The 7086-nt window shown below is 67.8% G+C and carries 7 protein-coding genes, 1 tRNA gene and 1 pseudogene; all 9 read right to left on the bottom strand.

The genetic code is table 11. From position 1 onward, the window contains the following. Positions 1-1795, bottom strand: a 1795-nt coding sequence (nuoG, locus tag QAA18_RS10680) for an NADH-quinone oxidoreductase subunit NuoG (protein WP_279412925.1), incomplete at its 3' end; no start/stop codon positions are given. Beyond that, complete coding sequence (gene nuoF / locus QAA18_RS10685) at positions 1792-3156, bottom strand: NADH-quinone oxidoreductase subunit NuoF (protein ID WP_279412926.1); 1365 nt, start codon at positions 3154-3156, stop codon at positions 1792-1794. The genes nuoF and nuoG, both read right to left, overlap by 4 nt. Beyond that, positions 3156-3683 carry an NADH-quinone oxidoreductase subunit NuoE gene (gene nuoE, locus QAA18_RS10690; protein ID WP_279412927.1) on the bottom strand — a complete coding sequence of 176 codons (528 nt, stop codon included), beginning with the start codon at positions 3681-3683 and terminating at the stop codon, positions 3156-3158. Before nuoE ends, nuoF begins: the two co-directional genes overlap by 1 nt. Before the next feature lie 7 nt (positions 3684-3690). Beyond that, complete coding sequence (locus tag QAA18_RS10695) at positions 3691-5010, bottom strand: NADH-quinone oxidoreductase subunit D (RefSeq protein ID WP_279412928.1); 1320 nt, start codon at positions 5008-5010, stop codon at positions 3691-3693. Beyond that, on the bottom strand, positions 5007-5780 hold the full coding sequence (locus QAA18_RS10700) for an NADH-quinone oxidoreductase subunit C (protein WP_279412931.1): 774 nt from the start codon (positions 5778-5780) through the stop codon (positions 5007-5009). The genes QAA18_RS10695 and QAA18_RS10700 overlap by 4 nt, the downstream gene beginning before the upstream one ends. 5 nt (positions 5781-5785) lie before the next feature. After that, the gene (locus QAA18_RS10705) at positions 5786-6358 is read right to left on the bottom strand and encodes an NADH-quinone oxidoreductase subunit B (protein ID WP_279412929.1); all 573 of its coding nucleotides are present in this window, start codon (positions 6356-6358) and stop codon (positions 5786-5788) included. Then, positions 6349-6705, bottom strand: a complete 357-nt coding sequence (locus tag QAA18_RS10710) for an NADH-quinone oxidoreductase subunit A (protein ID WP_279412930.1) — start codon at positions 6703-6705, stop codon at positions 6349-6351. The genes QAA18_RS10705 and QAA18_RS10710 overlap by 10 nt, the downstream gene beginning before the upstream one ends. Positions 6706-6768: 63 nt before the next feature. Beyond that, a tRNA-Leu gene (locus tag QAA18_RS10715) sits at positions 6769-6853 on the bottom strand. Between the two features lie 18 nt (positions 6854-6871). Further along, positions 6872-7086, bottom strand: a pseudogene (locus tag QAA18_RS10720) (preprotein translocase subunit SecG); the annotation flags it as partial.

Here is a 7086-nt window from a genome sequence, read left to right on the forward strand (position 1 = left end):
CACGCGCCTCGCCCGGCAGCTTGCCGCCGGCCACGGCCTGCTGGTCGCGGCCGTCGAGGTTGGTCAGGGTGGCGTCGATCTCGGGCAGCGCGCCGATCGGCAGGATCACGTCGGCCACGCGCCGGGTGGAGCTGCATGCGAACTGGCTGAACGCGACGACCTGGGCGTTGCCCAGCGCCTGCATCGCCAGCGCTTGGTCCGCGAAGTCGAGGGCCGGCTCGATGCCGTAGATGACGTAGGCGCCGCGCCCGTCGCGCAGCATCGCCTGTGCGTCGCGGCCGGTCGGCAGCACGCCATGGCGGGCCAGGCCGAGCGCGTTGGCGCCCTGCGGCACGCGGCACAGCGCCGCATTGTTGGCAGCGGCGAACGCGCGCGCGGCGGCACGGATGGCGGCAGCATGCGCGCCGGCCTCGGCCACGCCGCCGACGATCACCACCGCACTGGCGGCACCATCCAGGCTGACCTGGCCGAGCGCTTCGGCCATGCGGGACGGCGCGACGATCTGGCGCGTCATGGCTTCGAAGGTGAAGTCGAAGTCCACCGGATTGACCACGTGCACCCTGGCGCCGCGCAGCTGCGCCTTGCGCACGCGCGCATGCAACAGCGGCAACTCATGGCGCAGGTTGGATCCGACGATGACGATGGCATCGGCCTGCTCGATCGCCGCCACCGGCATCGCGAAGGCTTCGGCCACCGCGCCGTCGGACAGATCCTGCTGGGCAATGCGGTGGTCGAGGTTGCCGGTACCCAGGGCCTCGGCCAGACGTGCCAGCAGCGCGCCCTCCTCGTTCGAGGTCGCCGGATGCACCAGCACGCCGAGCTTGTCGGCGCCGTTGTCGCGCAGGATCGCGGCGGCCTTCTGCAGCGCCTCGTCCCAGCTCGCTTCGCGCCAGTCGCCGTCGTCGCCGTTGCGGGCCACGCGGATCATCGGACGGGTGGCGCGGTCTTCGGCGTACAGGCCCTGGTGCGAATAACGGTCGCGGTCCGACAGCCAGCACTCGTTGACGTCTTCGTTGTCGCGCGGGACGGTGCGCAGCACGTCGCCGCGGCGCACGTGCAGGAACAGGTTGCTGCCCATCGCGTCGTGGTAGCCCAGCGACTCGCGCGCGATCAGTTCCCAAGGACGGGCACGGAAGCGGAACACCTTGTTGGTCAGCGCGCCCACCGGGCACACGTCGATGACGTTGCCCGACAGCTCGGTGGTCAGCGGCTTGCCGTCGTAGGTGCCGATCTGCAGGTTCTCGCCGCGCATCATGCCGCCGAGCTCGTAGGTGCCGGCGACCTCCGCGGTGAAACGGATGCAGCGGGTGCACTGGATGCAGCGGGTCATCTCGGTGGCGACCAGCGGACCCATGTCCTCGTCGGCGACCACGCGCTTGCGCTCGGAGAAGCGCGAAACCGAGCGGCCGTAGCCCAGCGACAGGTCCTGCAGCTCGCACTCGCCGCCCTGGTCGCAGATCGGGCAGTCCAGCGGATGGTTGATCAGCAGGAATTCCATCACGTTGCGCTGCGCCTTGAGCGCCTTGTCGCTGCGCGTGCGCACCTGCATGCCGTCCATCACCGGGGTGGCGCAGGCCGGGGCCGGCTTGCCCATCTTCTCGACGTCGACCAGGCACATGCGGCAGTTGGCGGCGATCGCCAGCTTGTCGTGGTAGCAGAAGCGCGGGATCGGGATGCCGGCCTTGTCGGCGGCATGGATGATCATCGAGCCCTTGGGCGCGGCCAGCTCGACGCCGTCGATGAAGACCGTCACATGGTCCGGCGGCAGGTTCGGGTTCACGGGCTGCGCGCTCATGCGGCCACCTGCTTGCGCACGACGGTGCCGTCGCGCTCGTCGTCGACCAGGAAGCGACCGTTCACGATGCGGTACTCGAACTCGTCCCAGAAATGGCGCAGGAAACCCTGCATCGGCCACGCGGCCGCCTCGCCGAAGGCGCAGATGGTGTGGCCCTCGATCTGCCCGGCGGCGGCGCGCAGCATGTGCAGGTCGTCGACGGTCGCGGTGCCCTCGACGACGCGGCTGACCATGCGGTACATCCAGCCGGTGCCCTCGCGGCACGGGGTGCACTGGCCGCAGCTTTCCTGCATGTAGAAGCGCGCGATGCGCTGGCAGGCGCGGACCATGCACGTGGTCTCGTCCATCACGATCACCGCGCCCGAGCCGAGGCCGGAACCGGCCTTCTGCAGCGCGTCGTAATCCATGGTCAGTCCCATCATGGTGCCGGCCGGCAGCACCGGCATCGACGAGCCGCCGGGGATCACGCCCTTGAGCTTGTGCCCGTTGCGCACGCCGCCGGCCATCTGCAGCAGGTCGGCGAACGAGGTGCCCAGGCGGATCTCGTAGTTGCCGGGCTTGTTGACGTGGCCCGACACCGAGAACACCTTGGCCCCGCCGTTGTTCGGCTTGCCCAGGTTGAGGAACCACTCGGGGCCGTTGCGCACGATCGCCGGCACCGAGGCGTAGGTTTCGGTGTTGTTGATCGTGGTCGGCTTGCCGTACAGGCCGAAGTTGGCCGGGAACGGCGGCTTGTAGCGCGGCTGGCCCTTCTTGCCTTCCAGCGATTCCATCAATGCGGTTTCTTCGCCGCAGATGTAGGCGCCCGCGCCGAGCGCGTTGTAGATGTCGATGTCGACGCCGCTGCCGAGGATGTCCTTGCCCAGCCAGCCGTTGGCGTAGGCCTCGCGCGTCGCCTCTTCCAGGTGCTCGAACGGCTCGTGGTGGAACTCGCCGCGCAGGTAGTTGTAGGCCACCTTGGTATTGGTCGCGTAGCAGGCGATCGCCAGGCCCTCGATCACCGCGTGCGGGTTGTAGCGCAGGATGTCGCGGTCCTTGGCGGTACCCGGCTCGGACTCGTCCGAATTGCACAGGATGTACTTCTCGCCGTCGTGCCTGGGCATGAAGCTCCACTTCAGCCCGGTCGGGAAGCCTGCGCCGCCGCGGCCGCGCAGGCCGGACTGCTTGAGCATCTCGATGATCGCGGCGCGATCCATCTTTTCCTCGAGGATCTTGCGCAGCGCGCTGTAGCCGCCGGTCTTGAGGTAGTTCTCGTAGGACCACGGCTTGTCGAAGTGCAGCGTCGTGTAGACGACGTTGTGCTCCTGCGGCGCCGGCCCGACCGGGCCGTAGCCTTCCGAATAGTGGGAGTGCCCTGCCATTACTTCAGCCCGTCCAGCAGCTCGTCCACCTTCGCGGCGTCGAGCTTCTCGTGGTAATGCCCGTTGATCACGACCACCGGCGCGCCGCAGCACGCGGCGACGCACTCTTCCTCGCGCTTGAGGTAGACGCGGCCGTCGGCGGTCGACTCGCCCAGCTTGCAGCCCAGCTTCTTCTCCGCGTGCGCGACCAGGTCCTGGGCGCCGTTGAGCCAACAGCTGATGTTGGTGCAGAAGGCCACGTTGTTGCGGCCGACCGGCTTCGTCTCGAACATCGAGTAGAAGGTCGCGACCTCGTAGGCCCACACCGGCGGGATGCCCAGGTACTTGGCGACGGCGGCGATCAGCTCGTCGGTCAGCCAGCCCTGGTTCTGCTCCTGCGCGGCGTGCAGCCCCTGGATCACGGCCGAGCGCTTGCGGTCCGGCGGGAACTTGGTCAGCCAGTGGTCGATGTGGGCGCGGGTGGCATCGCTCAGCGCAACCATGGGGTCGACGTTGCGTGCGTTCTCGAAATTGCCGGTAGCTTTCATTCCTGCCTCAACGATCGATTTCGCCGAAGACGATGTCGTAGGTACCGATCATCGCCACGACGTCGGCGAGCATGTGGCCCTTGACGAATTCGTCCATCGACGACAGGTGCGCGAAGCCCGGCGCGCGCAGGTGCACGCGGAAGGGCTTGTTGGCGCCGTCGCTCACCAGGTAGCAGCCGAACTCGCCCTTGGGCGCCTCGACCGCGGCATAGGTTTCGCCCGCGGGCACGCAGTAGCCCTCGGAGAACAGCTTGAAGTGGTGGATCAGCGCTTCCATGTCGTCCTTCATCTCCTCGCGGGAGGGAGGCGCGACCTTGAAGTTGTCGACCATCACCGGGCCGGGGTTGGCCCGCAGCCACTTGACGCACTGCAGGATGATGCGCGCGGACTCGCGCATCTCGGCCACGCGCACCAGATAGCGGTCGTAGCAATCGCCGTTGGTGCCGACCGGGATGTCGAACTCCACCTTGTCGTAGGCGGCGTACGGCTGCTTCTTGCGCAGGTCCCATTCGACGCCGGAGCCGCGCAGCATCGGGCCGGTCATGCCCCACGCCAGCGCCTGTTCCGGGGAGATCACGCCGATGCCGACGGTGCGCTGCTTCCAGATGCGGTTCTCGGTGAGCAGGACCTCGTATTCGTCCACGCGCCGCGGGAAGTCGGTGGCGAACGCTTCCAGGAAGTCCAGCATCGAGCCTTCGCGCCAGCGGTTGAAGTGCGCCAGCGAGCGGCCCTTGTTCCACTTCGACTCGCGGTACCGCGGCATGCGGTCCGGCAGGTCGCGGTAGACGCCGCCGGGACGGTAGTAGGCAGCGTGCATGCGCGCACCGGACACCGCCTCGTACACGTCCATCAGTTCCTCGCGCTCGCGGAACGCGTACAGCATCACCGCCATCGCGCCCAGGTCGAGGCCGTGGGTGCCGACCCACATCAGGTGGTTCAGGATGCGGGTGATCTCGTCGAACATGGTGCGGATCCACTGCGCCCGCTCCGGCGCCTGGATGCCCATGAGCTGTTCGATGGCGCGCACGTAGGCGTGCTCGTTGCACATCATCGACACGTAGTCGAGGCGGTCCATGTAGCCGATCGACTGGTTGAACGGCTTGGACTCGGCCAGCTTCTCGGTGCCGCGGTGGAGCAGGCCGATGTGCGGATCGGCGCGCTGCACGACCTCGCCGTCCATCTCCAGGATCAGGCGCAACACGCCATGCGCGGCCGGGTGCTGCGGGCCGAAGTTCATGGTGTAGTTGCGGATTTCCTTGCTCGCCTCGGCCGGGTTGCTGGCGAAGGGGCTGCTGGCTGGAATGGTGCTGGATTGAATCGCGCTCATCGGGCTGCCCCCGCCGGGCCGATGCCACTGTCGATCTTGAGGTCCTGGTCCTCGCCGCGCGCGGTCTGGTAGCGGGCGTCGTCGCGGATCACGCGCGGCACGTTCACCCGCGGCTCGACCGAGGTCACCGGCTCGTACACGACGCGCTGCAGTTCGGCGTCGTAGCGGACTTCGACGTTGCCGATCAGCGGGAAATCCTTGCGGAACGGATGGCCGACGAAACCGTAGTCGGTGAGGATCCGGCGCAGGTCCGGGTGGCCGTTGAACACGATGCCGAACATGTCGAAGGCCTCGCGCTCGAACCAGTTGGCCACCGGCCACAGGTCGACGACCGAATCCACCACCGGAAATGCGTCGTCCGGGGCGAAGCAGCTCACGCGCACGCGCCGGTTGTGGCGCACCGACAGCAACTGCGCGACGACGGCGAAGCGCTGGCGCGGGATCGCGATCTCGGCCACGCCCTGCGGCTGCGGCACCTGCTCGCTGGACGTTTCGCCGAAGCGGAAGCGGCCCGGGCCCTTGCCGGAAACACCGCGCGAGAATCCCTGCGAGGACACGCCCGTGTCCCACTCGTCGCTGCCGTAACCCATGCAGTCCACGCCGCACACGTCGACCAGCATCTCGAAACCGAACTCGTCGCGCAGCGCGCGGCAGCTGTCATGCCAGGCCGCCGCATCGACGACGATGCCCACCTCGCCACGCGGTTCGGCCACGCTGACCTCCGCGGCCGGGAAGCGCTCGCGCAGGCTGGCCGCGAAATCGACAACCATGGCCATCAGCGCAACCCCGTCCTGTTCTCGCCGAAGTTGGTGGCGCGGCGGATCTTCTTCTGCAGTTGCAGGATGCCGTAGACCAGCGCCTCGGCGGTCGGCGGGCAACCAGGGACGTACACGTCCACCGGGACCACGCGGTCGCAGCCGCGGACCACGGCGTAGGAATAGTGGTAGTAGCCGCCGCCGTTGGCGCAGCTGCCCATCGAGATCACCCACTTGGGGTCGGGCATCTGGTCGTAGACCTTGCGCAGGGCCGGGGCCATCTTGTTGACCAGGGTGCCGGCCACGATCATCACGTCGGACTGGCGCGGCGACGGGCGGAACACCACGCCGAAGCGGTCCATGTCCATGCGCGCTGCGCCGGCGTGCATCATCTCGACTGCGCAGCAGGCCAGGCCGAACGTCATCGGCCACATCGAACCGGTGCGCGCCCAGTTGAGCAGCGCGTCGGAACTGGTGGTGACGAAGCCGCGGTCCAGCAGCGGGTTCTCCCCTTCCGGACGCAGGATGTCGTCGACGCGCCCGTCCGGGAGCGGGTTGTTCACCAACCGCTCGACCGACTGGATCACTCCCATTCCAATGCTCCCTTCTTCCACGCGTACACGAAGCCGATCACCAGCAGCGACAGGAACACGCCCATCTCGACCAGGCCGAAGACGCCGAGTTCACGGAACACCAGCGCCCAGGGGAAGACGAACGCGATTTCCAGGTCGAACACGATGAACAGGATCGCGACCAGGTAATAGCGGACGTCGAACTGCATGCGCGCATCCTCAAAGGCGGTGAAACCGCATTCGTACGCGGACAGCTTTTCGACGGAGGGCCGCTTGGGCCCGAGGAGGTTGCCGATCAGGATCAGGGCGACGCCGATGCCCGTGGCAACGATCAGGAACAGCAGGGTCGGCAGGTATTCGGCCAGCACGCTTGTCCTCTTCCGGCCTCCGTGGCCTGTATTCCGGACGTCCTGTCCGGTTCTTCGTACGTATGGTGCCCAAGGGGGGACTCGAACCCCCACGACCGAAGCCGCTACCACCTCAAGGTAGTGCGTCTACCAATTCCGCCACCTGGGCAATGTCTGCAATTTTAAATCAGTTGCCCGCGGGCGGCGGCTCCTGCTGCGGGGCCGGGGCCTGCGCCGGCACCGCGGGGACCGTGTCGCTTGCCGCGGGCGCGGCCTCCGGCACCGCCGGTACCTGCGCCATGACGCCGAGGTCCTGCTGCGACGGGCCTTGCGGCACCGCGCGATGGGTCGCGTACCAGGCCATGCCCATGCTGATCGCGAAGAACGCGATCGCCAGCCACT

Origin of the sequence: Luteimonas sp. 8-5 (assembly GCF_029763755.1) — a bacterium.
Classification (GTDB): Bacteria; Pseudomonadota; Gammaproteobacteria; order Xanthomonadales; family Xanthomonadaceae; genus Cognatiluteimonas.